Source organism: Maricaulis sp. W15, assembly GCF_001924955.1.
GTDB classification, from domain to species: domain Bacteria; phylum Pseudomonadota; class Alphaproteobacteria; order Caulobacterales; family Maricaulaceae; genus Maricaulis; species Maricaulis maris.
Genome location: NZ_LQXG01000016.1, coordinates 195,868 through 220,901, shown reverse-complemented (window position 1 = coordinate 220,901; position 25,034 = coordinate 195,868). Strand labels below are relative to the sequence as shown.

Annotated in this window: 23 protein-coding genes and 1 tRNA gene; 8 read left to right on the top strand and 16 right to left on the bottom strand. The window is 63.9% G+C overall.

Annotated features, from left to right (window positions below; translation table 11 throughout):
* Nucleotides 1-40: 40 nt before the first annotated feature.
* The 4 genes from AWH62_RS09095 to AWH62_RS09080 all read right to left on the bottom strand — a co-directional run bounded on the left by AWH62_RS09095 (nt 41) and on the right by AWH62_RS09080 (nt 2,064).
* Complete coding sequence (locus AWH62_RS09095; RefSeq protein ID WP_075190159.1) at nt 41-343, bottom strand: gamma-butyrobetaine hydroxylase-like domain-containing protein; 303 nt, start codon at nt 341-343, stop codon at nt 41-43.
* A gap of 2 nt (nt 344-345) precedes the next feature.
* Nucleotides 346-537 (bottom strand): Trm112 family protein, encoded by a 192-nt coding sequence (locus AWH62_RS09090; protein ID WP_075190158.1) that lies wholly within the window; start codon nt 535-537, stop codon nt 346-348.
* A gap of 11 nt (nt 538-548) precedes the next feature.
* Nucleotides 549-1,466: a thioredoxin gene (trxA, locus tag AWH62_RS09085; protein WP_143742994.1), complete on the bottom strand. Its 918-nt coding sequence runs from the start codon at nt 1,464-1,466 to the stop codon at nt 549-551.
* Nucleotides 1,467-1,542: 76 nt separating this feature from the next.
* Nucleotides 1,543-2,064: a prolyl-tRNA synthetase associated domain-containing protein gene (locus AWH62_RS09080; protein WP_075190157.1), complete on the bottom strand. Its 522-nt coding sequence runs from the start codon at nt 2,062-2,064 to the stop codon at nt 1,543-1,545.
* Between the two features lie 120 nt (nt 2,065-2,184).
* On the opposite strand from AWH62_RS09080, the gene AWH62_RS09075 reads away from it, so the two are divergent.
* Nucleotides 2,185-2,259: transfer RNA gene (locus AWH62_RS09075), tRNA-Gly, on the top strand.
* 72 nt (nt 2,260-2,331) lie between these two features.
* On the opposite strand, the gene AWH62_RS17005 is transcribed toward AWH62_RS09075, so the two are convergent.
* The 3 genes from AWH62_RS17005 to AWH62_RS09065 form a co-directional block, all read right to left on the bottom strand.
* Nucleotides 2,332-2,493 carry a hypothetical protein gene (locus AWH62_RS17005; RefSeq protein ID WP_158025600.1) on the bottom strand — a complete coding sequence of 54 codons (162 nt, stop codon included), beginning with the start codon at nt 2,491-2,493 and terminating at the stop codon, nt 2,332-2,334.
* Between the two features lie 175 nt (nt 2,494-2,668).
* Complete coding sequence (locus AWH62_RS09070; RefSeq protein WP_075190156.1) at nt 2,669-3,055, bottom strand: helix-turn-helix domain-containing protein; 387 nt, start codon at nt 3,053-3,055, stop codon at nt 2,669-2,671.
* Between the two features lie 7 nt (nt 3,056-3,062).
* Nucleotides 3,063-4,034 carry a LysR family transcriptional regulator gene (locus AWH62_RS09065; protein WP_158025599.1) on the bottom strand — a complete coding sequence of 324 codons (972 nt, stop codon included), beginning with the start codon at nt 4,032-4,034 and terminating at the stop codon, nt 3,063-3,065.
* Nucleotides 4,035-4,123: 89 nt separating this feature from the next.
* Between AWH62_RS09065 and AWH62_RS09060 the strand changes: the two genes are divergently transcribed.
* The 4 genes from AWH62_RS09060 to AWH62_RS09045 all read left to right on the top strand — a co-directional run bounded on the left by AWH62_RS09060 (nt 4,124) and on the right by AWH62_RS09045 (nt 11,228).
* Nucleotides 4,124-4,762 carry a hypothetical protein gene (locus AWH62_RS09060; protein WP_075190154.1) on the top strand — a complete coding sequence of 213 codons (639 nt, stop codon included), beginning with the start codon at nt 4,124-4,126 and terminating at the stop codon, nt 4,760-4,762.
* Nucleotides 4,759-5,361 (top strand): GNAT family N-acetyltransferase, encoded by a 603-nt coding sequence (locus tag AWH62_RS09055; RefSeq protein WP_158025598.1) that lies wholly within the window; start codon nt 4,759-4,761, stop codon nt 5,359-5,361. The genes AWH62_RS09060 and AWH62_RS09055 overlap by 4 nt, the downstream gene beginning before the upstream one ends.
* Nucleotides 5,358-5,900 carry a cysteine hydrolase gene (locus tag AWH62_RS09050; RefSeq protein WP_075190152.1) on the top strand — a complete coding sequence of 181 codons (543 nt, stop codon included), beginning with the start codon at nt 5,358-5,360 and terminating at the stop codon, nt 5,898-5,900. Before AWH62_RS09055 ends, AWH62_RS09050 begins: the two co-directional genes overlap by 4 nt.
* A 450-nt stretch (nt 5,901-6,350) precedes the next feature.
* On the top strand, nt 6,351-11,228 hold the full coding sequence (locus AWH62_RS09045; RefSeq protein ID WP_233128281.1) for an NAD-glutamate dehydrogenase: 4,878 nt from the start codon (nt 6,351-6,353) through the stop codon (nt 11,226-11,228).
* Here the strand turns inward: AWH62_RS09045 and AWH62_RS09040 are convergent.
* The 7 genes from AWH62_RS09040 to htpX all read right to left on the bottom strand — a co-directional run bounded on the left by AWH62_RS09040 (nt 11,219) and on the right by htpX (nt 20,514).
* On the bottom strand, nt 11,219-12,127 hold the full coding sequence (locus AWH62_RS09040) for a dienelactone hydrolase family protein (RefSeq protein ID WP_075190150.1): 909 nt from the start codon (nt 12,125-12,127) through the stop codon (nt 11,219-11,221). The two genes, AWH62_RS09045 and AWH62_RS09040, sit on opposite strands and share 10 nt — an antisense overlap.
* A 39-nt stretch (nt 12,128-12,166) precedes the next feature.
* On the bottom strand, nt 12,167-13,762 hold the full coding sequence (gene purH / locus AWH62_RS09035) for a bifunctional phosphoribosylaminoimidazolecarboxamide formyltransferase/IMP cyclohydrolase (RefSeq protein ID WP_075190149.1): 1,596 nt from the start codon (nt 13,760-13,762) through the stop codon (nt 12,167-12,169).
* A 62-nt stretch (nt 13,763-13,824) separates the two neighbouring features.
* Nucleotides 13,825-15,726: an SDR family NAD(P)-dependent oxidoreductase gene (locus tag AWH62_RS09030; RefSeq protein WP_083635101.1), complete on the bottom strand. Its 1,902-nt coding sequence runs from the start codon at nt 15,724-15,726 to the stop codon at nt 13,825-13,827.
* Nucleotides 15,723-17,531, bottom strand: a complete 1,809-nt coding sequence (locus AWH62_RS09025; RefSeq protein ID WP_075190147.1) for a heparinase II/III family protein — start codon at nt 17,529-17,531, stop codon at nt 15,723-15,725. The genes AWH62_RS09030 and AWH62_RS09025 overlap by 4 nt, the downstream gene beginning before the upstream one ends.
* Nucleotides 17,532-17,535: 4 nt before the next feature.
* Nucleotides 17,536-18,195 (bottom strand): ribulose-phosphate 3-epimerase, encoded by a 660-nt coding sequence (gene rpe / locus AWH62_RS09020; RefSeq protein WP_075190146.1) that lies wholly within the window; start codon nt 18,193-18,195, stop codon nt 17,536-17,538.
* A 67-nt stretch (nt 18,196-18,262) separates the two neighbouring features.
* On the bottom strand, nt 18,263-19,564 hold the full coding sequence (locus AWH62_RS09015; RefSeq protein WP_075190145.1) for an RsmB/NOP family class I SAM-dependent RNA methyltransferase: 1,302 nt from the start codon (nt 19,562-19,564) through the stop codon (nt 18,263-18,265).
* Nucleotides 19,565-19,617: 53 nt separating this feature from the next.
* Nucleotides 19,618-20,514, bottom strand: coding sequence for a zinc metalloprotease HtpX (gene htpX / locus AWH62_RS09010; protein WP_075190144.1), 897 nt, complete (start codon nt 20,512-20,514; stop codon nt 19,618-19,620).
* 53 nt (nt 20,515-20,567) lie between these two features.
* Between htpX and AWH62_RS09005 the strand changes: the two genes are divergently transcribed.
* Nucleotides 20,568-20,810 carry a DUF1674 domain-containing protein gene (locus AWH62_RS09005; protein WP_075190143.1) on the top strand — a complete coding sequence of 81 codons (243 nt, stop codon included), beginning with the start codon at nt 20,568-20,570 and terminating at the stop codon, nt 20,808-20,810.
* 103 nt (nt 20,811-20,913) lie between these two features.
* Nucleotides 20,914-21,489 carry a hypothetical protein gene (locus AWH62_RS09000; RefSeq protein WP_075190142.1) on the top strand — a complete coding sequence of 192 codons (576 nt, stop codon included), beginning with the start codon at nt 20,914-20,916 and terminating at the stop codon, nt 21,487-21,489.
* A 39-nt stretch (nt 21,490-21,528) separates the two neighbouring features.
* Here AWH62_RS09000 and pyrF read toward each other — a convergent pair whose 3' ends face one another.
* Both pyrF and glsA read right to left on the bottom strand, forming a co-directional pair.
* Nucleotides 21,529-22,221, bottom strand: a complete 693-nt coding sequence (pyrF, locus tag AWH62_RS08995) for an orotidine-5'-phosphate decarboxylase (protein ID WP_075190141.1) — start codon at nt 22,219-22,221, stop codon at nt 21,529-21,531.
* 46 nt (nt 22,222-22,267) lie between these two features.
* Nucleotides 22,268-23,533, bottom strand: coding sequence for a glutaminase A (gene glsA / locus AWH62_RS08990; RefSeq protein WP_075190140.1), 1,266 nt, complete (start codon nt 23,531-23,533; stop codon nt 22,268-22,270).
* A gap of 134 nt (nt 23,534-23,667) precedes the next feature.
* Here glsA and AWH62_RS08985 point away from each other — a divergent pair, with 134 nt between their 5' ends.
* Nucleotides 23,668-24,900: an argininosuccinate synthase gene (locus AWH62_RS08985; RefSeq protein ID WP_075190139.1), complete on the top strand. Its 1,233-nt coding sequence runs from the start codon at nt 23,668-23,670 to the stop codon at nt 24,898-24,900.
* Nucleotides 24,901-25,034: the final 134 nt, after the last annotated feature.

Below are 25,034 nucleotides of genomic sequence, written 5' to 3'. Positions count from 1 at the left end.
TCGAACCGCGACCCCGGTTCCCACGTTCGCTGAAAACGCTTTAGCGGGTCGCTTCGCCGAGCGCGTAGAGATAGTCCCAGGTGAAAATTCCGCTGTCATGACCATCATCAAAGGTGAGCCGGACAGCATAACGACCGACCGGCTCGGCCTTGGTGATACCGACATCCTGTTTGCCGGTGATCAGTTTCTTCTGGCCCGGGCCGTGCCCCTGGACCTCGGCGCTGGGGCTTTCCACGCGCAGGGTTTCATAGGGAATGGAGAAGGCGTTGCCATCGTCAAAGCGCGCATGCAGTGCCTTGTCGGCGCTGGAAAAATCCAGCTTTTCGGGCCAGGGGCGGGACATGCTCAATCCTCGATCTGACGGGCTTCTTCCGGCAACATGATCGGAATGCCGTCGCGCACCGGATAGGCCAGGCCGGCCCCCTTGGAGATCAGTTCGTGCGCATCGCGATCGTAATGCAGGGTTTCGCGCGTGACCGGGCAAACCAGGATTTCCAGGAGTTTTGGATCGACGTCTCGGGTTTCGGTATCGCTCACGATTCAGCTCCTCAGGAAAACAGGATAGCAGAGAGGCGGCGACGCCCGTCGCGGGCCACGTCCGAAGCCGGGCCGGCGGCATCGAAGACTTTCAGCAACAAGGTGCGCGCTGCCTGGTCATTCCATTCACGATCAAGCGCGGTGATGGCGATCAGCTGGTCGACGGCCCCCTTGTGGTCGCCGGCAGCCACCAAGGCTTCGGCGAGATCAAAACGGGCCTGAAGATTGCTGGCGTCCGCGGCGACGGCCTGTCGGAGTGCTGCGGTTTCCGCGTCGTCAACCGGTGCGCCGGTCGCCAGTTCAAGGGCGGCGCGAACGCCATCAATGGCGGGGTCATCGGCCCGGTCCTCAGGGACCTGTGCCAGGATCTGGGCGGCTTTTTCGGTGTCACCGGCTTTCAGCCAGACCCGGCACAGTCCGGCAATGGCGCCGGGGTGTCCGTCGTCGGCCTGCAGAACGGCGGCAAAATCCTGCGAAGCGCCGTTGAGATCACCGGCTTCGATTGCAGCAAGCCCGCGCTCCACAAGGGCGCGCAGATCGGCTTCGCTGGGACCCTTGCCGGAAATCCGCGCGATGAAGTCCTTGATCTGGCTTTCCGGCAGCGCGCCGGTGAAACCATCGACCGGCTGGCCGTTTTTGAATGCGAACACGGCCGGGATCGATTGTACCCGCAATTGCTGGGCGATGCCGGGGTTTTCGTCGATATTGATCTTGACCAGACGGACCGCGCCGCCGGCGTCGAGAACGCATTTCTCGATCATCGGACCAAGCTGGCGGCAGGGGCCGCACCAGGGCGCCCAGAAATCGACCAGGACCGGGACTTCGCGTGACGGCTCGATCACATCCTGCATGAAGGTCTGGTCGGAGCTTTCGCGAACCAGATCGTCTGTCGGAGTGTCCTGTCCGTTGGCGCCGCTGATCAGGGTCATGCCAGTTTCCTTGTCGTTTCCGGATATGTCATTTGTGAGTGTCTAAGTGGCCCCTGGCGCGGTTCGATGCAAGCGGTCACTGCGCCGCATCGGCTGCTGCAGCAAGCGCGCCGAGGTCAAGAATGAGCGGCTCGTGGCCCGTGTCGCAGGCAAAACGCACAAGGTCATCGGCGGAAACGGCGGTGGTGGCGTCATTGCCCAGCGGGTGAAAATTGACGATCTCGTGCGCCAGGAGCGCTGTATCGAGGACAAAGCGGACCTTGCCGCGGGTATCATTCATCAAGGCAAAGGCGGTCACCGAACCGGGTCGCACGCCCAGGGCTTCATGCAGCAAATCCGGACTGCCGAAGGACAGCCGACCGCAGCCGATTGCGCTGTGCAGGCGATTGATCCGGATCCGGGTATTCGCCTGCGCTGAGACCAGCACCAGTTGGCCCTTCTTGTCTGTCAGGAAGAGATTCTTGCTGTGACCGCCGGGCATGTCGTCTTTCATGCCCTCGCCCTCAGCGACGGTGAAGATCGGCGCGTGGTCATGGGTCGTGTGGGCGATGCCCAGCGCATCGAGGCGCGCAAACAGATCGGTCCGGCTGGCTGTCATGCCCCTGTTGAAGCCCGGCTGCAGCGCATGTGCAAGAGGACGGAAACAGACGCTTGCAATCTTCCAAGCTTTGCGCGATATACCCCGCTCCCCGGCGCGGCCTAGCCTCGCCAATCGTGAGCGGGCGTAGCTCAGGGGTAGAGCGTCACCTTGCCAAGGTGAATGTCGTGAGTTCGAATCTCATCGCCCGCTCCATTCTCTCCCCGTAATCAATCCGGCAGACGTCGATACAGGTATCGTCATGTCGCGCGCGTTGCGGCTTGTCGATCAGGACAGGCGGAGTTCGCGCAGGCGGGCATATAGTGCGTGCCGGGCATCAATGGCCGGCTGCGGTTTGCCGCGGCTGAACAGGAGATGGGGCAGCCCGATCCGAAGCGCGGCCGGGGCCTGGATCAACGGGCGGGTTGGTTTTTGCGGGCGGATCGTCATGTCGGCCTCCTCGTCGCTGAGGGGCCATGGTCGCGCCTGAGCAGGGCAAACACAGGGCATCGACAAGGCCATTTTCCGGCCATTGCGTTCATCGCACGATCAGGAAGCGCGGGCCTGGCGGTATCGGCAGGCGGGGCGGATCAGCGCCCGGCGTAGAAGGCCGGGCGCTGGACCATCAGTCTGCGAGAGAGCGCAGCAGGTCGATCACGCGGCGACGGACTGTCTGGTCCTTGATGCCGGCGAAAGCCGAGGCCAAGGCCAGGCCGTCCGGGCTGGCGATGAAATCATAGAGCGTGTCGGGGTCGCCGCCCTTGAGTTCGGATGACCCGTCTTCTTCGAGGCCTTCAAAGAAGTAAGCCACGGGAACTTCCATGACTTTGGCGACATGAAACAGTCGGCTGGCGCCGATCCGGTTGGTGCCGCGCTCATACTTCTGGACCTGTTGGAAAGTCACGCCGAGCTTTTCGCCCAGCTCCGATTGGCTCATTTCCAGAAGGCTGCGCCGCAGGCGCAGCCTGGCCCCGACATGTTGATCAATACTGGTTGGGCCTCGTGCACTCATTGCGTCCTCACGTCTGTGGTTTGATGACTTCCACGTCGCTAAACTCGCTCGGATGACAGAACTCTTCGCGGAACCAAGGATGGAGTCTACGGTTGAACAGTTCGGCAATCCAGTCAGCAACGCACTTTATTCTGGTTATTCCAAGGCTGCCGGGCGAATTCTTGAGCCAGAACCGGACGTCTTGATGGAAGTCGTAGTCAAGAACAACCAGTTCGTCCGGGTACAAGGACGCCAGGTAGGTCGGTGCCATCGCGATACCACCGCCATGACGTATGGTTTCAAATAGCACCGAACTAATGTCCGCAGTGAAGGAATATCTTACAACCTCATCAGTTGCCGTGGCTTTTCGCTGCCACAGGTGGAGCGAAGGGTCATATTGTTCGAGCCGCAAAAAGCGCAGTGTCAGGACATCTTCCAGCGAGCGCGGCGCGCCATAGGTTGCGATAAACTCGCGCGAGGCCATCGGCATGTAGTGCACGCTGCCAAGGGCGCGCGCTTCGGTATCCATCGACTTGTCCGGTGTGAAGGTCAGGCTCAGCGCCGCCGCGGTGTCGCTGGCTGCGGCCGAACGATCATTGATCAGCTTCAGAACAATTTCCGGGTTAACTCTCTGAAATTCAGGGATATGTCGGGCCAACCAATAGGTCGCGAGCCCGTCCGGCACGCGCAATGACACCTGGCCGGCCAGGCTGCGGTCCATGCCGGCAAGTTCGGTCTCCAGGCGTTGGGCCGAGCGCTGCATGGTGACGGCGTAGTCGAGCGCAGCCGAGCCGGCCCGGGTCAGGACAACGCCGTCGGCGCGTCGTTCGATCAGCTGTGCAGACAGGCGACTTTCCAACTGACGCATGCGTTTGGAAACGGTGGATTGCTGGCAGCCGAGCACGGTCGCGGCCGCGCTCATCGAGCCAGTCGTGGCAACGGCGTGGAAGATCTGCAGGTCGTCCCAGTCGAAGACATTACGGCGAAGGTCGTTGTCCAAGTCCCGACTACCCCCCATTCCAACTTTGCTGAAGAAGAGCTAGCCCGGCGGTGTTAACGAAGAATTAACGACTTGGCGGAGTGTGCGTAATGGTGGGTGATGAGCTGCAGTTCAGCTCGACAGAGACAGGCTTCGAGTTTCCACTCGACCGCCTCGACCAGGCCTTTGGTTCCTTGGACTTCAAGCCGGTGCAGCTGTCAGAAATCGATGAATTTCACGCCCTCGCCGACGAGTTGATCGATGGTGAGATCGCGAGTGCGGAAGATATTGGACGGGTGCAGGAATGGACCCGGAGATCCTTGCACATGCGCCGTTGGAATGGGCGACCTGACGGTTTCGTTGCATCAATCCCGCTTAGCGATTCCGGCGTTGCGGCGCTCCTGAGGGGCGAATTTGGTTTTGCCAATGCCCGTCGCGAGTGGGTCTGCGACACCACCGAGAAGGCCTCCGCCCTCCTGTCTTGGGGGCTGGCAGGCCGAACCCCGCACGCGCAAGCCGCCGCGCTGCGTGCGCTCTTGGTTGGTTGGCGTGGCTTCTACGCCGATGTCCGGGTCTATGCGCGGGCCCGCACCACGGAAGGCAAGGCTTTGATGCGACGCCTCAATTTTGAAATTTGTGCCTATCCGGATGGCGCAAGCCCGCTCTATGGCAGCACCGGCTTTCCGCAAAAGCTGGGCGACATGTTGTTGAAGCGCACCGTCCTTGGCGAATGGGAGTCCCGCTCGTGAAAAATGCGATACCCGATAGTCTCAAAGTGACCATCGCACGCACGCTCGACCAGGTCGTGATGGCGATGACGCTGCGCGGCGTTATCTATCTGGGCGAACAATTTGCTCCCTATGCCGAGGAATATGACGGAAACGACTTCGTGGGCGCCTCCCACCTGATCGCCTGGCGTGGCGCTGAACCCGTCGGCGTGCTGCGACTGCGCTTCTTCGCCGACTTCGCCAAGGTCGAGCGGGCGGCCGTGCTGCGTCAGTACCGTCGTTTCGGTGTCATGCGGGTCCTGATGCAGGAGGCGCAACGCTATTCGGCCCGGCGTGGCTACCGGAAAATGCTGGGACACGCTCAGCTCAACCGCGTCAAATACTGGCGCACGCATGGTTTTCGGGTCCGGGCAGATCGGCCGGAATTCGGTTTCTCCGACTATAAATATGTCGAGATCGAACGTGACCTGGTGCCGCCTGCCAATGCGATCACGATGAATGCCGATCCGATGGTGGTGATCCGGCCGGATGGCGAATGGGATCGGCCCGGCCCGTTTGACCTTTCGCTGGCGCGCATGCAAGAGGATGAGGGTGTCCGCAAGCCTGAGGAGGCCGCATGAGCTTCTCTGACCCCTGCCTGATCCTGCTGGATTGCCAGCGCGACCAGGTGACCGGCGCCAACGGCAAGATTGATCCGGACAACCGCCTGGTGCTGGACCGCATCCGCGACCTTCTGCGCCATGCCCGCCAGTCAGGCTGGCGCGTTTGCCACTGCCAATTCCAGGGTGACGGGCCGGCTTCCGGCCGGGCGCCGGTTGATGGACTTCGCCCGACGGCCCAGGAAGCGGTGTTTCAGCGCCGTGGTCTGTCGGCCTTTTCGGATCCCTATTTCCACCAAGTCCTGGCGCGCAGTGCCGGATCGACGGCCTTGCTGGTCGGTTTCTCGGCGCCCTTCTCGATCCTGGCGACCGTGTTCGACGACGCCAACCGCGACAAGGCGATCACGGTGGTGCCGGATGCGGTCGGCGCCCTGGCGGTCGAGCCGCGGGATGTCGCGGAAACCCGGGCCATGGCGTTTGACCTCGTCGGGCGCATGGCGCCACTGATGGATTGGGACAGCCTGACCCGCGACTGGCCGGTCGAGGCGCCGACGGTCTGATCCCGCGATGATGCCCAGCCGGTCGATCACAACTGGGTGATAATGCCGCACTCTGTGCGAATTCACGTGAAATCCACCCGCTCCGGGCTTTAAATCCGGGGCGGGCTTTCTACATGGAAGTCGTAGCGGCAATCCGGTCGGCGCGGTGTCCCCCCATAACCGCCCGTCCGGCTCCGCTTCGCGAAGATCAGACCTCAATGTGCGTCCCCCCAGCCTGCCTATGAGGTCTGCCAGGCGCCGCCGGGTTCCCCTGTCCCTACCCGGCGGCGCCGTTATCGCTACCTTTTTCAGCCCTGAGAAAAAGAATGGCACGTTTGCGTTTTCAACGGCGTAGGCGGGTTGCGCGCATCTCAAACAGGACTAGGGTCGGTGCATAAACATAACAGTCCAGGGAGCGCCACCATGGGGGCGGTCGTCGGAGTCGCGCACGCTTACAGCCGCGCAGATTTCATGGAGGCGGCGCGACAGCGTTGGCTCGAGGTTTTCGGCACCGAATGCGGTGAACCGGGAAACTCATTCTTCTCACAAATCTATGATGACGCGCTCGCCGAAGACCTCGAACGGGTCGGTCCGTGTGACCTGGCGGCGCTCAGCGTTGATTTCTGGCAGCACGGGCACACCCGGCCGGGCGAGGATATTCTCGTGCGGATGCGGACTGTGACCCGAGCTGATGGCGCTGATCTGCCGCGTGACGTGCTCGAGATCATCGGTCGTGACCGACCCTTCATTGTTGATTCGGTGATGGGCGAGATCGGGGCGCAAGGCCACGACATCATTGCCATGTTCCACCCCATCGTGCAGGTCCGTCGCGACAATGCCGGGTCACGGGTTGAGGAAGGCGGGCGGTGTCTCGCCGAGTCGATGATCCAGGTCCACCTCCCGCCGCTCGACGAATTGTCGCGCCGGACTCTCATCGAGGGTGTCACCGCGACACTGGACGATGTCCGCGTCGCGGTCGAAGACTGGACCGATATGCGGGCCCAGATGGATGAGGCGATCGCGCATTTGTCGGCCGCCCGCACCCACGCCGCGCCGGACGAGCTGGTTGAGGCGATGGAATTCCTGCGCTGGCTGCGCGATGACCATTTCGCCTTCCTGGGCTGCCGTGTTTACGACTTCGAAGTCGACGACGGCGGCTCGATGGCCCAGCGCCATCCGCGCGTCCGCCCGGAGACGGGTCGCGGTGTGTTGCGCGATCCCGATCGTCATGTCCTTCGCAAAGGGTCCGAGCCAGCAGTCCTGACACCGGCGATCGAGACTTTCCTGCGTGAACCGAGCCCGATCATTGTCGCCAAGGCCAATATGAAGTCGCGCGTGCATCGCCGCGTCTACATGGATTATATCGGCGTCAAACGGTATCGCGAGGACGGTGCGGTGATTGGCGAGGCGCGCTTTGTCGGGCTGTTCACGGCAGAAGCCTATGACCAGTCGGCCAGTGCCGTACCCCTGATCCGGCGCAAGGTGCGTCGTGTTCTCGAGCGGGCCGGCAAGACGCCGGGCACTCATTCGGCCAAGAAGCTGCGCAATACGGTCGAAAACTTCCCGCGCGACGAACTCTTCCAGATGGATGAGAATGACCTGCTGGAAATTTCCCTCGGCATTCTGCACCTGCACGACCGGCCCCGGACCAAGCTTTTTATCCGACGCGACCAGTTCGACCGCTTCGTTTCGGCCCTGCTTTTCGTGCCGCGTGATCGCTATAACTCGAAAGTCCGTGAACAGGCCGGTGAGCTGATCCGCGAGGCCTTTGGCGGTCGCCTGTCAGCTTTCTATCCGCAATTCGGTGACAGCTCGCTGGCGCGCGTCCACTACATCATCGGTCTCAATCCGTTCGATCACCCCGAACCCGAGACCGGCGAGCTGGAACGCAAGGTGGCCCGCCTGGCGCGGACCTGGGAAGACGATCTGGAAACCCATGTCCGGCGCAATGCCCCGGAGCCGATCCGCTTGCGCATGGGCGCCTATCACGATGCCTTCAAGGCCGGATATCGCGAGCTTTACGACCCCGAGGAGGCGCTCGCGGATGTCATGAAGCTGGAATCACTGGCGGGCTCGGACCGGGTTGCCGTGCGCGTCTATCGCGAGGCGGATGACAGCGACACCGACCTGCGTTTGAAGATTTACCGCATCGGCAGGCCGGTCTCCCTGTCGCGGGTCATGCCCGTACTGGAAAATCTCGGCCTGTATGTCGTCCAGGAGACCGGATTCCCGGTCGATCGCCGCGGCGCCAATGGCGAACCCTTCGACCGCGCCCATATCCATGATTTCGAGATGAAGTCGGAGGCGCTCAAGGGGCGTGATCTCAAGGATCTGGCCCCAAGCCTTGAAGATGCCCTGCTCGCGATCGCTGATGGTACGGCCGAGGATGACGGGTTCAACCGTCTCATTGTCGAGATCGGCGTGACCTGGCGCGAAGCGGCCTTCCTGCGCACCTGCGCCCGATACCGTCAACAGACCGGGCTCGATCCGTCGCAGGCAATCCAGGAGGAGGCGCTGGCGGCCTATCCGGACATTGCCCGCGGTCTGCTGGAGCTGGCCCGGGTCAAATTTGACCCCGACTTCACGCAGGACCAGAAAACCCGGTCGGATGCTGTCTGGGAAGTGTCGGACAAGCTGCGCAAACAGCTCGATGATGTCGCCAGTCTCGACCATGACCGCGCCCTGCGCCGGATCTTCCATCTCGTGGAAGCGACGCTGCGGACGAATTTCTACCAGACCGACGCTGACGGCCGGCCCAAGCCGCGTATCGCCATCAAGATTGCCAGCGAGTTGCTGGAAGAATTGCCGCTGCCGAAGCCTTATCGCGAGATCTTTGTCTGGTCGCCGGCGGTTGAAGGCGTGCATCTCCGCTTCGGACCGGTCGCTCGCGGCGGGCTGCGCTGGTCGGATCGTCGCGATGATTTCCGGACTGAAGTTCTGGGCCTGGTGAAGGCGCAACAGGTCAAGAATGCGGTCATCGTGCCGGTCGGCTCGAAGGGCGGTTTCTATCCCAAGGCCCTGCCACGCAACGGGTCCCGCGAAGAGGTCTTCGAGGCCGGGCGGGAAGCCTACAAAACCTTCATCCGTGGTCTCCTCGACCTCACCGATAACATTGTCGATGACGCTGTTGTCCATCCGGCGGCGACCGAGTGCTGGGATGATGATGATCCCTATCTCGTCGTGGCGGCCGACAAGGGCACGGCGACCTTCTCCGACACGGCCAACGGGCTGGCCACCGACGAGTTCGATTTCTGGCTCGGCGACGCCTTCGCTTCGGGCGGCTCGGCCGGTTATGACCACAAGAAAATGGGCATTACCGCACGCGGTGCCTGGGAATCGGTCAAGCGCCATTTCCGGGAAATGGGCAAGGATATCCAGACCGAACCCTTCACCGTGATCGGCGTCGGCGACATGTCCGGCGACGTGTTCGGCAATGGCATGCTGTTGTCGAAACAGATCCGGCTCATTGCCGCTTTCGACCATCGCGACATTTTCATTGATCCGGATCCGGGCGACCCGGAGACGATGTGGAATGAGCGCAAACGCCTGTTCGACCTGCCGCGAACCTCCTGGCAGGACTACGACAAGTCCCTGATTTCAAAAGGGGGTGGCATTTTCGCCCGGTCAGCGAAATCCATCCCGTTGAGTGCCGAGATCAAGGCGCTCACCGGCCTGGCCAAGGACAGTGCAAGCCCGGTCGAGCTGATCAATGCCTTGTTGAAAGCTGACGTTGAACTGCTCTGGTTCGGCGGCATTGGCACCTATGCCAAGGCAACCTCGGAACAACATTGGGAAGTCGGTGACAAGACCAATGACGGATTGCGGGTCAATGCCGATGAGGTTCGCGCCAAGGTGATCGGTGAGGGGGCCAATCTTGGCTTCACCCAGGCGGCGCGGATTGAATATGGCCGGCATGGCGGACGGGCCAATGCCGACTTCATCGACAATTCGGCCGGCGTCGACAGCTCTGACCATGAGGTCAATATCAAGATCCTGTTGCGGCCGATGGTGCGCAATGGCGACATGACCCGTGAGGCGCGCGACAGCCTGCTCGGTTCGATGACGGATGATGTCGCCAAACACGTGCTTCGTCACAATTACGACCAATCGCTGGCTCTGTCCCTGGCCGAGCATACGGCCGCCGCCGATCTTGATGCGCACGAGCGCTTCATGGCCCGGCTCGAGGAGTTGGGCCAGCTGGATCGTGATGTCGAGGGCCTGCCCTCGGTCGAACAGATGCGCAGCCTTAAGGCCCGAGACCAGGGCCTGACCCGGCCGGAACTCGCAGTCCTGAACTCCTACGCCAAGATCACCCTGTTTGATCAGCTGGTGGCGTCGGATGTGCCGGACGACCCGCATTTCACCTCGATGCTGGTCAATTACTTCCCGAAAGGCCTGCATGAATTCGGCGATGCCATGGACGGGCACCGGCTGAAGCGGGAAATCATTTCCACGGTGCTTGCCAACGAGATGATCAATCTGGGTGGGCCGACCTTCATTCACCGGGCCATCGACTCGACGACGGCGGCGGTTCCCGCGATTGCCCGCGCCTTCGAGGCGGGTCGCCAGATCTTCGGCTTTGCGGAAATCACTGCGGCCATCAATGCGCTCGACAACAAGGCACCGGCAAGCGTCCAGGTCCAGCTGCATGAGGAAATCATCCGTCTGCTGCGACGTCAGACCTACTGGCTTGTGCGGCGTGGCCGGAACCAGAAATCGTCCAAGCCGGATATGATTACCGACGTTATCGAGGCCTATCAGCCCGGCGTGCAGAAACTCCGCTCGGTCGTGCACGAGATCATCTCGACCCATGAGCGCCGTGGCGTGAAGGCGCGTCAGAAGCGCTTCATCGAGGGCGGGGCGCCGGAAGATATCGCGCTGGCGGTTGCGGAACTGCGTCCGCTGACCTCATCGACCGATGTTATCGACATGGCGATGGAATCAGATTGGCCATTAGCATCAACGGCTTACATCTATCACGCGGTCGGCGCCCGTTTCAAGTTCGACCGTTTGCGCGGGCTTGGCCAGGACGTCTCGTCGGAACTGCATTGGGATCGACTGGCCGTGCGTCGCCTGATGGAAGATTTCTACGCCAGCCAGCAGGCCTTCACCGGTTCGGCCATGCGTTTCGCGGCCCAGGCCGGTGGCTCGCTGGCGGCCGGCGTCGAGGACCCGTCGCGAGATTGGGCCGATGCGCTGGTGGAAGCCTGGAACACGATCAACGAGGAAGAGGCTGGCCGCGTCGACTCGGTGCAGCGCCAACTCGACGAGTCCGGAGCCTGGACCCTGTCGAAACTGGCCATTGCCTCGACCCAGCTGGGCGAGATGGCGTCTGTCGTTCAGCCCTGATCGGCGAAGGCCTCATCCAGCCAGGAAACAAGTCGGGCGCGCGCTCTTTGAGCCGCGCCCGCATTGTATTCGATCCGCGGGTCGGGGGGTGGATTGGGTTCGTCAAAGGCGTGTGTCAACCCGTCCCAAACCTCGAAATCGACCGAAGTCCCGGCCGCGTTTGACCGGTCGAACAGGCGCTCACAATCGCGATGTGGCGCGATCATGTCGCGTTCCGCCAGGATGGCGCGCAGCGGAATATGGTCCGGGAAGGCACGGCCATCCGCGCGAACAGGAAAGCCGCAATAGGGATACATCGTCACGGCAAGTCGGACCCCGTCCAGGGGCGCGTCGGGTTGCGGTGCAATGGCTGGCGACGCCCGCCCTTCGGCGGCAAAATCGAGCGCCTCCAGTACCGTCCAGCCACCATGGCTCCATCCGACCAGTGCCAGCCGGTCCGCGTCAATGGCGGGATTGTCGTGCGCCATGGCGATCACCGCCGGGATGTCGGCGGCTCGTTCCTGGCCCCACAGGCGCAGGGCGGTACAGACTTGGCTCATCGCGCCGAAACGGTTGATCCCGCGCGGTGATAGCGAGTCGACGATGATGACGCCATAACCCGCCGCCAGAACATCCTCTGCATAAGCTTGCTGGACCTGACGCAATCCGCCGCAGCCATGCAGCATGATCACGGTTGGCACCGGACCTGTTGTCGCTGGCGGCAGCCGTGTCTCAACATGATCGCGCAGCAACTCGACCTGTGCGTCGAGCGAGCGGGTTGGCGTGGTCACGCCACTCGCATTGCCGGTCGCCGAAGCGGCAAGGGCAGTCAGGGTCAGTGCGGCGATTGCAGAGCCGCCGCGAAGCAGGAGTTTCATCGTCATGTCGGCACGATGCAGCACGGCGACCGGGTTCGGCAATGTTTCGTTGATTCACATGCCGACGACGCGCTGGCCCACCTAGTGGCGGAAGTGGCGCATGCCCGTGAACACCATCGCCACGCCGGCCTCGTCGGCGGCGGCGATGACCTCGTCGTCGCGGATCGACCCGCCCGGCTGGATGATTGCCGTCGCGCCAGCTTCTACGGCGGCGTGCAGCCCGTCAGCAAAGGGGAAGAAGGCGTCGGACGCACACACGGAATCTTTGGTCCGGGGTTCGTCCCAACCATTCTCCGCCGCCGTTGCCTCAGCCTTGCGGACTGCAAGGCGGGCGGCTTCCAGACGGCTGGTCTGGCCCATGCCGATACCGGCTGTCGAGCCGTTGCGGGCATAGACGATGGCGTTCGATTTGACGTGTTTGACGACTTTCCAGCCGAACAGGAGGTCGGCGAGCTCGGCGTCGGTCGGCGCGTGTTTTGTGACGAGTTTGAGATCGCTGGCGGCGATCATGCCGGTATCGCGCTCCTGAACCAGCAGGCCCCCGGCCACGGTCTTGGTCAGCCAACCGCCCTGTTTGGGGTCGGGCATGCCGCCGGTCAGAAGGACGCGCAGGTTGGACTTGGCGGACAGGACTGCAAGCGCGTCCTCGTCGGCGTCCGGCGCGATCACGACTTCGGTGAAAATCTTGACCAGCTCGTTGGCCGTCTCCGCATTCAGCGTCCGGTTCATGGCAACAATCCCGCCAAAGGCGGAAATGGGGTCGGCGGCGAAGGCCTTTTCATAGGCCACGGCCAGGTCATCATGCAGCGCCACGCCGCACGGATTGGCGTGTTTGACGATGACCACGGCGGCCTTGTCGCCAGCGTCAAACTCACCAGCGAGTTCGAAGGCGGCGTCGGCGTCGGCGAGATTGTTGTAGCTCAGCGCCTTGCCCTGGACCTGGCGACCGGTCGCGATGCCGGGGCGGGTCTCCGCGCTGGCGTAGAAGGCGGCGTTCTGGTGCGGGTTCTCGCCGTAGCGCAGGGCCTGGGCGAGGGCGCCGCCAAAGGCGCGATAGTCGGGCGCCGGCTCTTCCAGCGTGTCCGCAAACCAACCCGAAATGGCGGCGTCATAGGCGGCGGTGCGGGCATAGGCCTTGGCGGCCAGAGCCTTCCGCAAGACCAGGGCGGTATGGCCGTCATGCTGTTCCATGTCGGCGAGGACGCGATCAACATCGGCGCCGTCGACGCAGACATTGACCCAGGCGTGGTTTTTCGCCGCCGCTCGGATCATGGCCGGGCCGCCAATATCGATATTCTCGACACAATCGGCATAGGCGCCGCCCTTGGCGACGGTTTCCTCGAACGGGTAGAGATTCACATAGAGCAAGTCGATATGCGGGATGCCATGCTCGCCCATGGCGGCGCGGTCATCGCCATTGTCGCGCCGGGCCAGTAGTCCGCCATGAACGCGCGGGTGCAGCGTCTTGAGGCGACCATCCATCATTTCCGGAAACTCGGTGACGTCGGACACGTCCCGGGCCGGAATGCCGGCATCCTTCAGGGTGCGCAGAGTGCCGCCGGTCGACAGGATCTCAACGCCGGCGTCGGCGAGTTTGCGTCCGCGTTCGATCAGGCCGGTCTTGTCGGAAACGGAAATCAGGGCGCGCCGGACGGGGGCGAGGTCATGGTCTGACATGGAACGGTCTCCGTTGCTTCATTCCGCTGATCCGCGGCGAGGTATCACGGCGGGACGGCAAGTCAATCTTCCAGCGTTGACGGGCGCAGCTTGCACAGGGCTTCCAGCGCTGCCGATGCGCCGTCGCCATCGCCGCCGCTGGCGGCGCTGACGATGGCATCCAGTCCGGCGCTGACGGCCTTGGAATCAAGATCCGGACCGGTCACTGCCCAGACCCCGTCGATCGAGGTCTCGATCGTGCTTTCAAACTCGTAGACGAGGCTTTCATGCCGCTTCTCGCCGGGCCTCAGGCCGATTACCCGGATTGCGCCGGGGGCATCGGGATCGCGGCCACGCAGGCGCAACAGCTGCCGCGCCAGACGCATGATCGACACCGGGCGCCCCATGTCGAGCACATAGAGCGCGCCATTGAGGGCCGGGTCGGCCGCGGTCTGGGCGGCGGCGTCGAGGACGAGACCGGAGGCTTCCTCGACCGTCATGAAATATCGTGTCGCTTCCGGGTCGGTCACGGTCACCGGCTCACCCGCTTCGATCTGGCGCTCGAACAACGGCACCACTGATCCGGTCGACCCCAGGACATTGCCGAAACGTACGACACAGACCCGAGTGTTTGGCGACCGCGATGCGGCGGCGCGGGCGTAAAGTTCGGCGGCGCGTTTGGTCGCGCCCATGACATTGCCCGGGTTGACCGCCTTGTCGGTCGAGATCAGCGCCACGACGCGGGCGCCGTGTTCTTGCGCCATTTCGATCGTGTTGACGGTGCCGATGATATTGGTGCGTGCGGCTTCGCCCGGATTGCGCTCGCTCATCGGCACGTGCTTCAGCGCGGCCGCGTGGAGCACGACGTCGGGCGATTCCTCTCGGAAGACCTGGTGCAGCCGGTCACGATCGCGCACATCCCCCAACACCGCCCGCCAGGCCACGCCCGAAAAGCGTTTTGCGAACTCCAGGTCGATTTCGTAGAGATTGGCTTCCGAGGCATCGAACAGGATCAGCTTTTTCGGACCCAGGGTCGCTGCAAGGCGGGCGAGCTGGGAGCCGATTGTGCCGCCAGCGCCGGTGATCAGAACGGTGCGTCCCTCGATCAACGGCCGGGCCGGCGACAGGTTGGGCGGTCGCGGTGGCCGGTTGAGCAGGTCAGCGGCTTCCACCGGGGAGAAGGCCTCGCGCCCGTCCGAAGGTCGGGCCCGGGACAGTTTCGCGCCGGTGCGCGAGGCAATCCGGATCAACTGGTTGACCAGGTCGGCTTCCGGATGCGCGCCGGCCAGAACCAGCCGCGGTGCGTCCTTTTCAACCTCCGACAGGCGTTTGAGAGCGGCGGGCAGGGCTTCCAGTCCGCCCAGAACCGGGATGCCGCGAATGGCGTGTCCGGTCAGGCTGGCGCCGGGCTCGATCAGCCCTTTGGTCCGGAAGGGCGCCGAGCCGTTGCGGCGACCGAGATCGCGCAAGGCGTCATCGAGTTCGAGATCGCTGCCCACAAGGATGGCGGTTGGCTTCGACCGGTCCTCGATCTGCAAGGCGCCACGCAGCCCTTGGGTCCGCAACGCTGCCACCGACAGGCGCGCCGCTAGAAGGATGAACAGCAGGATCGGCATTTCCAGCAGGATCGAGGTGCGGGGAAAGCCGTCGAGCCGGTTGATGAGGAACAGGATCGGCAGGAAGACCAGATTGGCCAGCACGATGGCCCGCACAATCCGCGCGGCATCGTTCAGCGCGGTATAGCGCCACAGGCCGCGGTGCAGCCCTTCGATCGGAAAGATGATCGCGCATGCCAGCGCAAACACGACAACCGATTGCAGGGCGATATCGTCGGGTGCGGATGTGGGCTCAAACCGGTAGCGCAGCAGGACGGCGGCCCACATCGACGCGGCCCCGGCCGCGAGGTCGAACAGGGCAACTGCCACCATGGACATCTGGCTGCGGATCGACGTCGTCCCCCGCGCCCTGGATGGCGGCTTGCTCATCCGGCTTCCCCCTGTGTGCCACCAACCTGGCCAAGTCGCTGGAAGGCCCAGCGAACCCGGTTCGGCGGCCGATCCCCGGCGCCGAACGGCTCAGCTTCCCCCTGTACTACAATCTGTGTCGCCCGTTGTGGAGGTGCACCGGCAGCAAGATAGACCGACCGCTCCAGCCGGATTGGCCCGCCATCGGTGCGGAACCGCCAGCCATCGCCGTCGGGCTGGACCAGCAGGGCGCTCATATTGTCGCGCGACAGCGAGGCGCGGACATCGGGGTGGAGGTGAAAGCGGATGGCAAAACGGTAACGCACATCGATATCGTCGGGTGGCCCGTCCGAGACCGGACGGAACAGGGCATCTTCGCCGCGCAGGTCGCCGCCATCGGCAGCCAGGAAGACCCGACGCCGGTGCGACAGTCCGTACTCGTTGCGATAGCCCTCATGGATGCCTTCCAGCCAGACACCCATTTCCTCTTCATTGCGCCGGGCCGTGACCGGTCCCGGCGCTGCAGCCAGTCGCGGACCCAGCAAATCACGCTGCCAGCCAGGTGCAAACAGGCGCGAGGAGGAGGTTTCCTCAAGCGTCAGGGTCGAGTGGGCGGCGGTGGCGCGCACCGCTTCGCGCCAACTTGACGGCTGGTCGTCATGCCAGCCGCAATTGACCACAAGCCGCCCGCCGGCGGTGCACAGTTCAAAGGCCAGGGCGCTGGCATGGGCGCCGGTGCTCAAGGCGCCGGGCGGTGCCTTGCCAACATCAAGGATGATTGTCGCACCACCTGCCTCGGCCCGGTGATAGCCGGAATGAGGGGCGAAGCCGAAGGGTTTGGCGCCGGTCTCATCGCGCGAAAGGGCCAGTTTCAGTGCGCCATGATCACATTCACCGCCACCATGGAAGCTGGCGAGGCCGCCATCACTCATGCGGAAAAAGCGCGCCATGGGGGCCAGCCGGTCGATGGCCCGAATAATCTCCCGCGGCACTTCGACGCCGGCCTTTTCGGCGACATCGCGCAGCACGATCAAGTCAATCAGGGCCTCGGTGCCGGCGCGCGGTGAGCGCGAGACATGGCCGCCATCTGGAAGGATCTGCCGCTTGACCTCTTTTTCCAGCGCCGCCAATCCGGCCTTCTGGAGCGCCGCTTGGCGCGGGATGCACAGTCCGGCAAAGCTCAACGCGATTGCACAGCGCAGCCGCACCGCCCCGTCATGGGCCAGCGGGATGGTGCGCTGCAGATAGCGGGCTTGGCGCAACAGGCTGCGTAGCCGGGCATTGCGCGCCTTGCGATCGGACTCGTCCGTTTCGAACAGGGTTTCGCCAACCCGCAGCCAGTTGATGATGCGGGCCGACAGGACACCATGACTCCAGGCGAAGCTGTTCCAGCGACCGAAGGCCTTGACCCAGGCATCAACCAGCTGCCGGGCGGCCGCGGCGCCATTCGTCGCCATTTCGTCGGCGTCGTCTTCATCGTCCTGTTGCGGCGACGGGGCAGCGATCACGTCGCGCAGCCAACCGAAACCGTGCAGTCTGCGGGCGAAAGCCCGGGTCGGCGCCGGCTTCAGCCAGACATTGTCATGCTCCGGATCGATCGACAGCAAGTCGCCCGCCAACTGGAAGCGGCCGGCCAGGATCTCGCCGCCACGCTCTGGCTGGCTGGCATAAAAATCCTCCGGCAGCGGCCCGACCTCGCTCGAAAGCGCGCCGAGATCATGCAGGCTGGAGAACAGGCCCATCGAATGCAGGGTCGAGGAGGCCTCGCGCCGCACCGTCGCCACCATCGCGCCGGCATAGTCGGACAGACGCACCGTGCGGGTCATGGGATCAGGAACGCAATGCTGAGATATTGTCGCGATAGGCGGCGGGACCGCCCTTGAACACCGCGGACCCGGCGACCAGGGCCGTGGCGCCGGCGGCGATGCAATCGCGCGCGGTTTGCGGATTGACCCCGCCATCGACCTCGATACGGGTGGCAAGGCCACGCTGATCGATCCGCGTCCGGATGGCTTCGATCTTTTCGAGCTGATTGGTGATGAAGCTCTGGCCACCGAAACCCGGATTGACGCTCATCACCAGCACCAGGTCGAGCTCGTCGAGCACATAATCAATCACCTCGACCGGGGTCGACGGATTCAGTGCAGCGCCTGCCTTGGCGCCGGTCGCCTTGATCGCCTGGACGGTGCGGTGGAAATGCGGACCGGCTTCCGGATGGGCGGTGATGATGTCGGCGCCGGCATCGGCGAAGTCGCGGATATAGGGGTCCACCGGGGTGATCATCAGATGGACGTCGAACGGCTTTTTGGTGTGCGGACGGAGCGCCTTGATCACGCCCGGACCGATGGTCAGATTGGGCACGAAATGCCCGTCCATGACATCGATGTGAATCCAGTCGGCACCGGCTTCGTCGATGGCACGAACTTCTTCACCCAGCTTGGCAAAATCCGCCGAGAGGATTGACGGGGAAATGATCACGGGAGCGCCCATATTGATCCGATAACAGTGGGGCCTGAGCCGCGCAAGTCGCACGCGGCCGGTCAGGCCGGTTTTACGGTTATCCGGTGCGTTTCACGAACCGGGCGATGAAAAATCCGTCCATGCCGCCCTTGTCGGACCACAGGGCCGGCGTCAAGCGGACCCAGCCGGCCGGCGTGATCGCACTCTCCAACCCGGGCAATTCACCCGGCCTGACCGGCGATTCCTTGAGCTGTTTGTGGCGCCCGGTGATGCGCCCGGCAAGGGTTTCGCCTTCTTCGGGCTGCAGCGAGCAGGTACACAGCACGAATTGGCCACCCGGTTTGAGCATGCCGATGGCGGCCTTGATCATCTCGTCCTGCAGGCGGGCCATGCGCTGCGTGTCGTCCTCGCGCTTGATCCAGCCCGCTTCCGGATGGCGCCGCAGCGTGCCGGTTGCCGTACAGGGCGCATCCAGCAGCACCGCATCAACGGGTTGGCGCGGTTTGAAGGTTCGCGCATCGCCGGCGACCAGGGCGGCCTTCAATCCGGTCCGGCCGAGATTTTCCCGCACACGGTCCAGACGCTTGTCCGACAGGTCCAATGCGGTGACGTCCGCACCGGTCGCGGCGAGCTGCATCGTCTTGCCACCCGGCGCGGCGCACAGGTCGATCACGCTCGCACCGGGTTTGAGGTCCAGCAATGTGGCCGGAATTGCGGCCGCGGCGTCCTGCGCCCACCAGGCCCCGTCGCGATAGCCAGGCAAGGCCCGCACATCGCCGACGCTGGACAGGCGCAGGCTGCCATTTGGCAGGATTTGCGCGTCGAGGCGCTCGGCCCACATCGCCCGCTCCTCGGGATTGCGGACGGACAGGTCGAGGGGCGGTGGGAGCGTAATGGCATTGGCAATGCGGCTCAGCGTGCCCGGCCCGTAGGCCGCGCGCCAGCTTTCACGGAGCCATTCAGGCAGATTGTCGCGCGGCAAGGTCTGTTTGAGGTGCTCGCGGCCTTCGCGGTCAACCTTGCGCAGGACGGCGTTGACCAGGCCTTTCAGCTTGCGGGCATCGTTTCTTTCCTGGGCCAGTTCCACCGTCGACGAGACGACCGCATGCGGTGCGCCATCCATCCACAACAACTGGGTGGCGCCGGTGACCAGCAAAGCTTGGGCGCCTTCTGACGTCTCGTGAAGAGGCCGTGACAACAGCGCGTTGAGCACGGTCCGGGTCTGACCCAGGCGGCGGAATGTGGTCGCGGCGATGGCGCGGGCGAAGGCGCGATCGCGATCGCTCATTGCGTTGAAATCGGGCGTATGCTCCAGCGCCGCCTCAAGCGTGCGGCGTTCCTTCATCACGGCCAGATAGGCAAGGGCCGCAGCGCGGCGCGGGGCAAGTCCGTCACTCATGGCGCGGAGCTAGCACGCAGGTCGTGATCCGTCGATGCCCGGCAGCCGCTGGCTCACCCCCACGGACCACGCTGCGACCAGGGTCCGGGCTGAACGCTGGCGCTGGCGCCAGCCATCTGCCGCAGTCGGTTAATCCGGTTGGCAGTGTCCGGGTGGGTGGAAAAGAGATTGTCCATGCGCTGGCCATTGAGCGGGTTGATGATGAACATGTGGGCGGTCGCCGGATTGCGTTCGGCACCGGCATTCATCGTGCGCCGCGCCGAGCGTTCGATTTTTTCCAGCGCGCTGGCCAGGGCCATCGGGTCGCCGCTGATCTCCGCGCCGACGCGATCCGCTTCATACTCGCGAGCGCGGCTGATCGCACTCTGCACCAGCATGGCGGCCATTGGTGCGAAGATCATCATGGCCAGCGAGCCGATGAGGCCGACACGGTTGTTGCCGCCGAAGAAGAGCGCGAAATTGGCCAGCATGCCGATGGCACCGGCAAGGGTCGCGGTCACGGTCATGGTCAGCGTGTCGCGGTTTTTCACATGAGCGAGTTCGTGCGCCATCACGCCCTGGATCTCGGTCCGGCCCAGCCGTTCCAGCAGACCGGTGGTGGCGGCGACGGCCGCGTGCTGCGGGTCGCGCCCGGTGGCGAAGGCATTGGGCTGGTCGCTCTGGATCACGAAGACGCGTGGAACCGGCATGCCGGCGCGGCGGGCCAGGAATTCGACATCACCGGCATATTGCCGCAACGCGGGGTGGCGCTCATCGGGTCCGATCTCGCGGGCGCCGTGCATGCGCAACACCATGTCGGCAGAATTCCACCAGGCAAACAGGTTCATCGCGGCGGCAACAATAAGTGCCAGCAGCGCGCCGGCCGGACCGCCAAGCAGATAGCCGATGCCCATGAAGAGCGCCGTCATGCCTGCGAGGAGGAGGAAGGTGCGAAGTGTGTTGGCTGTCATTGCAGGGACCTGTGTGTCTTGGCGAGCTGGGCCTCGCGGATTATCTAGATGGGATGACCCAGGATGATCAGCAAGACGGGATCGGCACCGATGCCATTCCCTCCCCGGACCCGGCGGCCAAGATACTCAACCCGGCGGCCGAACGTGCCTTGGCCGAGGCGGCGGAGCGTCGGGCAGTGGCTGAGCGGCAGGCCGCCCAAGCCGAGGCAGATCCCACCGAGCTGGGTGGTCGCAAGGGTCCGGAGCCGACCCGGTATGGCGATTGGGAGAAGAAGGGCATCATCTGCGACTTCTGATCTTGCTGGGATCCTACCCCCTGCCGCGTGACTTGGGCGGCGCCGCTTCGCCTCAGCGGTGCAGGCGCTTCGAACCTGGGAAATCGGCTGCTAGTGTGCCGGAATGACACATCGAGCCGCCCTGATCCCCGTTTTCGCCGCCAGCCTGCTGGCGGTGATGGTGGCAGCGCCCGCTTCGGCCCAGGGCGCGCCGACGCGCGAATGTTCGGCGGAAGATATCCGACAGGCCCTCGCCGGCGACTATGCCGGTCCGCCCTGCCGTTTCACGCAAATGCCGGATGATGTAGCCCCGGCGGTCGAGAGTCGGCCGGCGCCGCAACTCGCTGGCGCGTCGCCTCGACCTGTGCAGCGTGCGCCTGCAACGGCGCTGACACCATCCCGGGCGCCGCGGTCGGGCCGGAGTGCGCCCATGGTGCCAGCGGCGCAATCGGCGCGACCGGCAGGACCGGCACGGTCTGCTCCCGCCGGAGAGCCGGTACGGCTCGACGATACATTCTTCCAGGGCGGTCTTGTCGGGGGTGTCGGTCGGGCGCCCGCGATCCAGTATGGCTATCGCGGCATCATCGTCATCGATGCCGCGGGCCGGGCTGGTGTGTTGTCTGTCGGACAGGTCACGAGCGCGCCGGTCATGCGCATGCAAGCGCGCGGTGCCATGCGCCGGCAGCTGGTCGGACAGTAGTCGGCCTCAGGTCAATCAGGTCTTGGCACTTGTGGTGCGTCAGACCGACGCGATCTCGTCAACAATCGCTTGGGCTGCCGCCTTGGGGTCTGGCGCGGCATTGACCGGGCGGCCGACGACGAGATGGCTGGCCCCGTCGGCCAGGGCGCTGGCGGGTGTCGCGACCCGTTTCTGGTCGCCGATATCGGCGCCGGCGGGCCGGATGCCCGGCGTAACAATCAACAGGTCCTTGCCGAAGCGATCGCGAATCTCACGGGCTTCGTGGGCGCTGGCGACAACGCCGTCGACGCCGGCTTCCAGCGATTGTTCCACCCGCCGCAGGACGAGGTCGCGGGCGCCGTAGGCATAGCCCATCTCGGCCAGCATCGCGTCGTCATAACAGGTCATCACCGTCACCCCGAGGAGTTTCAGATCGCTGCCTTCCCGGCCGGCAACCGCAGCCCGCATGACGGCGGGTTCGGCATGAATGGTCAAAAGGTCGGCGCCGCCGGTGGTGATCGACCGGGTCGCTTTTTCGACCGTGGCCGGAATGTCGTGCAGTTTGAAGTCGAGGAAGACCTGGTTGCCGGTCGCCTTGATCTTGCGGCACAGGTCCATCCCGCCCATCGGGAAAAGCTGGAGGCCGATCTTGTAGAAGTTGACGGTATCGCCGACGGACTCGACAAGAGACCAAGCGGCATCGGTCGTCGGCAGGTCGAGTGCGACGATAAGGCGGGAATCGGCGTGTGACATGGGGCGTTTTTAAGCCGTGTCGACAACCGGAATCAAGCGCGGCCGGTCATGGCGCGGTCACGCCGGCGAAAATGTGGAAGGGGAAGGCCTCGACCAGGCGCCGGGACACTTCGATGCCGCGCACCGGATTGCCCTGCCGGTCGAGCGGCGGACTCCACAGGCCAAAACCACCGACACCGGGCACCACGATCATCAGTCCGCCGGAGACACCTGATTTGGCCGGAAGGCCGACCGTGAAGGCGTATTCGCCGGAATAGTCATACATGCCGCAAGTGAGCATGAGCGAAAGCGTGTTGCGCACGATGCGACCGTCGATGACGCGATGGCCGGTCGTCGGACAGACGCCGCCATTGGCCAGTGTCGCGGCGGTCACGGCCAGCTGTCGGCAATCCAGTCGAATGGCGCAGGCGCGCAGATAAAGGTCAAACGCCGCGGCCGGGTCGGCGCCTTCCGGAAAAGCGTCGTGTTCGTCCATCAGTTTGACGAGGGACAGGTTTCGCCGTGCCGTGGCCCGTTCGCTGTCATAGACGGCCTGGTCAATGTCGACATCGACACCGCCGGCCGCGGAGCCGACAAAGCGCTCGAGCAAACGGGCGCGCGCCTCGACGGTCAGGTTCGGGCGTATCATCGCACTGCACATGATGGCGCCGGAATTGATCATCGGATTGTGCGGCCGGCTGTCGGGATCGAGGGCGAGTTCGTTGAAGCGCCGGCCGGACGGTTCGCGGCCGACATGACGATGGACCTGGCTCTCACCGTTCAGCCCCATGGCCAAGGCATAGATCATCGGTTTGATCACCGATTGCTGGCAAAACGGTGTGTCGGCCTGTCCCAGCGCCAGCTGCTGCCCGTCAATGGTGCAGGCGGCCATGCCGAAAGCGTCCGGGTCCTGTTTCGCCAGTTCGGGAATATAGTCCGCCAAGGCGCCGCCGCGGGTATCGCGGGCATAAGCAAAGATATTCGCCAACCGGCTGGAAAAATGGTCGAACCGCGAAATCGCCAGCGTGCCGTCGAGGGCGTGGTTGATCAGCGTCAGCGCATCGGCCCGGATAACGGCAGCCAGTCGGGCGGGCTCGAGCGGGCCGGCGTCGAGCGTTTTGAGAGCGGCCAAACGCGGCAGCGTGTCCGCTGTCAGACCGGACTGGCTCAGCCAGTTGAGCAGACCGTCCATGTCGGCAATGCCATGCTCGCCTGCCCGCTCGCAGACGCGCGTCGCCAGGGCTTTGTGTGACTCCGGTGTGCCCGCATCGCGCTCATAGCGCGCGGGCCGGGCGACGAAGCGGGCGAAGGGTTCATTTCCGGGTGCAGTCATGGCGCCAGAATGGGCAGGTTTGCGGCGCTGTCCAGCTGCAGCTGCGCCATGATCATGCCCAAACTGATGCGAAACACTTGCCTGCAAGCAAGAGCGGCGCTACGCGCATGGGAATATCGAGAAGGAATTTGCCCATGCCCGCGAAAAAGCCCGTTAAAAAGGTCGTTCTTGCCTATTCCGGCGGCCTCGACACCTCGGTCATCCTGAAATGGCTGCAGGACGCCTACGACGCCGAAGTCGTGACTTTCACCGCCGATCTCGGCCAGGGCGAGGAACTCGACCCGGCGCGCAAGAAGGCCGAGGCGGCAGGTGTGTCCGAGATCTTCATCGAGGACCTGCGCGAGGAATTCGTCCGCGATTTCGTCTTCCCGATGGTGCGCGCCAATGCCGTTTATGAGGGCCTTTATCTGCTCGGGACCTCGATCGCCCGGCCGTTGATCTCGAAGCGTTTGGTTGAAATCGCGCACGCGACCGGCGCTGATGCGGTCGCGCACGGGGCAACCGGCAAGGGCAATGACCAGGTCCGCTTCGAACTGGGCGTCTATGCCCTCGATCCGGATCTGCGGGTGATCGCGCCGTGGCGTGAGTGGGATCTCAATTCTCGTACCAAGCTGATCAGCTATGCCGAAGAGCACGGTATCGAGGTCGCCAAGGACAAGCGCGGCGAGGCACCCTTCTCGGTCGACGCCAATCTCTGGCACACCTCCTCCGAGGGCAAGCTGCTGGAAGATCCGGCCGAGGAAGCCGATGACATCGTCTACCAGCGCACGGACGCACCGGAAGCGGCGCCGGACAAGCCGGAATATGTCACCGTGTCCTTCAAGGCGGGTGATGCGGTGGCGATCAATGGCGAGGCCCTGAGCCCGGCGACCCTGCTGACCCGGCTCAACGCGCTGGGCCGCACGCATGGAATCGGCCGGCTTGATCTGGTTGAGAACCGCTTTGTCGGCATGAAATCACGCGGCATCTACGAGACGCCGGGCGGCACCATCCTGATGGCGGCCCATCGCGGTATCGAACAGATCACGCTGGATCGCGGTGCGGCGCATCTCAAGGATGAGCTGATGCCGCGCTACGCCAAGCTGCTCTATGAAGGTTTCTGGTTCTCGCCCGAGCGAGAAATGCTGCAGGCGGCCATCGATCATTCACAGACCCATGTCACCGGCGATGTCCGGCTCAAGCTCTACAAGGGTTCGGTCAATGTTGTCGGGCGTGCCTCGGAACATTCACTGTACTCGCTGGAGCACGTTACCTTCGAGGAAGACGTTGTCTACGACCAGAAGGATGCCGAAGGCTTCATCCGCCTCAATGCCCTGCGCCTGCAATTGCTGGCGCGTCGCAAACGTCGCCTCGGCAAGAACGACTGACGAGGTTGGACCGAACCGGCCGTCGCCCTGATGAATGAAAAATTCATTTGCCGGGGCGACGCTTTACAGAGCCCCGATGAGCGCTGACGCTATCGGCCGCCGAACAATTCGGGGTTAATTTTGCGTTTAGGGCT

Excerpts from the sequence above, each read along its gene's own strand:
- AWH62_RS09095 (WP_075190159.1), bottom strand. The coding sequence starts at position 343 with ATGTCCCGCCCCTGGCCCGAAAAGCTGGATTTTTCCAGCGCCGACAAG.
- trxA (WP_143742994.1), bottom strand. The coding sequence starts at position 1,466 with ATGACCCTGATCAGCGGCGCCAACGGACAGGACACTCCGACAGACGAT.
- AWH62_RS09080 (WP_075190157.1), bottom strand. The coding sequence starts at position 2,064 with ATGACAGCCAGCCGGACCGATCTGTTTGCGCGCCTCGATGCGCTGGGC.
- AWH62_RS17005 (WP_158025600.1), bottom strand. The coding sequence starts at position 2,493 with ATGACGATCCGCCCGCAAAAACCAACCCGCCCGTTGATCCAGGCCCCG.
- AWH62_RS09070 (WP_075190156.1), bottom strand. The coding sequence starts at position 3,055 with ATGAGTGCACGAGGCCCAACCAGTATTGATCAACATGTCGGGGCCAGG.
- AWH62_RS09060 (WP_075190154.1), top strand. The coding sequence starts at position 4,124 with ATGGTGGGTGATGAGCTGCAGTTCAGCTCGACAGAGACAGGCTTCGAG.
- AWH62_RS09050 (WP_075190152.1), top strand. The coding sequence starts at position 5,358 with ATGAGCTTCTCTGACCCCTGCCTGATCCTGCTGGATTGCCAGCGCGAC.
- AWH62_RS09045 (WP_233128281.1), top strand. The coding sequence starts at position 6,351 with ATGGAGGCGGCGCGACAGCGTTGGCTCGAGGTTTTCGGCACCGAATGC.
- purH (WP_075190149.1), bottom strand. The coding sequence starts at position 13,762 with ATGTCAGACCATGACCTCGCCCCCGTCCGGCGCGCCCTGATTTCCGTT.
- AWH62_RS09030 (WP_083635101.1), bottom strand. The coding sequence starts at position 15,726 with ATGAGCAAGCCGCCATCCAGGGCGCGGGGGACGACGTCGATCCGCAGC.
- AWH62_RS09025 (WP_075190147.1), bottom strand. The coding sequence starts at position 17,531 with ATGACCCGCACGGTGCGTCTGTCCGACTATGCCGGCGCGATGGTGGCG.
- rpe (WP_075190146.1), bottom strand. The coding sequence starts at position 18,195 with ATGGGCGCTCCCGTGATCATTTCCCCGTCAATCCTCTCGGCGGATTTT.
- AWH62_RS09015 (WP_075190145.1), bottom strand. The coding sequence starts at position 19,564 with ATGAGTGACGGACTTGCCCCGCGCCGCGCTGCGGCCCTTGCCTATCTG.
- htpX (WP_075190144.1), bottom strand. The coding sequence starts at position 20,514 with ATGACAGCCAACACACTTCGCACCTTCCTCCTCCTCGCAGGCATGACG.
- AWH62_RS09005 (WP_075190143.1), top strand. The coding sequence starts at position 20,568 with ATGACCCAGGATGATCAGCAAGACGGGATCGGCACCGATGCCATTCCC.
- AWH62_RS09000 (WP_075190142.1), top strand. The coding sequence starts at position 20,914 with ATGACACATCGAGCCGCCCTGATCCCCGTTTTCGCCGCCAGCCTGCTG.
- pyrF (WP_075190141.1), bottom strand. The coding sequence starts at position 22,221 with ATGTCACACGCCGATTCCCGCCTTATCGTCGCACTCGACCTGCCGACG.
- glsA (WP_075190140.1), bottom strand. The coding sequence starts at position 23,533 with ATGACTGCACCCGGAAATGAACCCTTCGCCCGCTTCGTCGCCCGGCCC.
- AWH62_RS08985 (WP_075190139.1), top strand. The coding sequence starts at position 23,668 with ATGCCCGCGAAAAAGCCCGTTAAAAAGGTCGTTCTTGCCTATTCCGGC.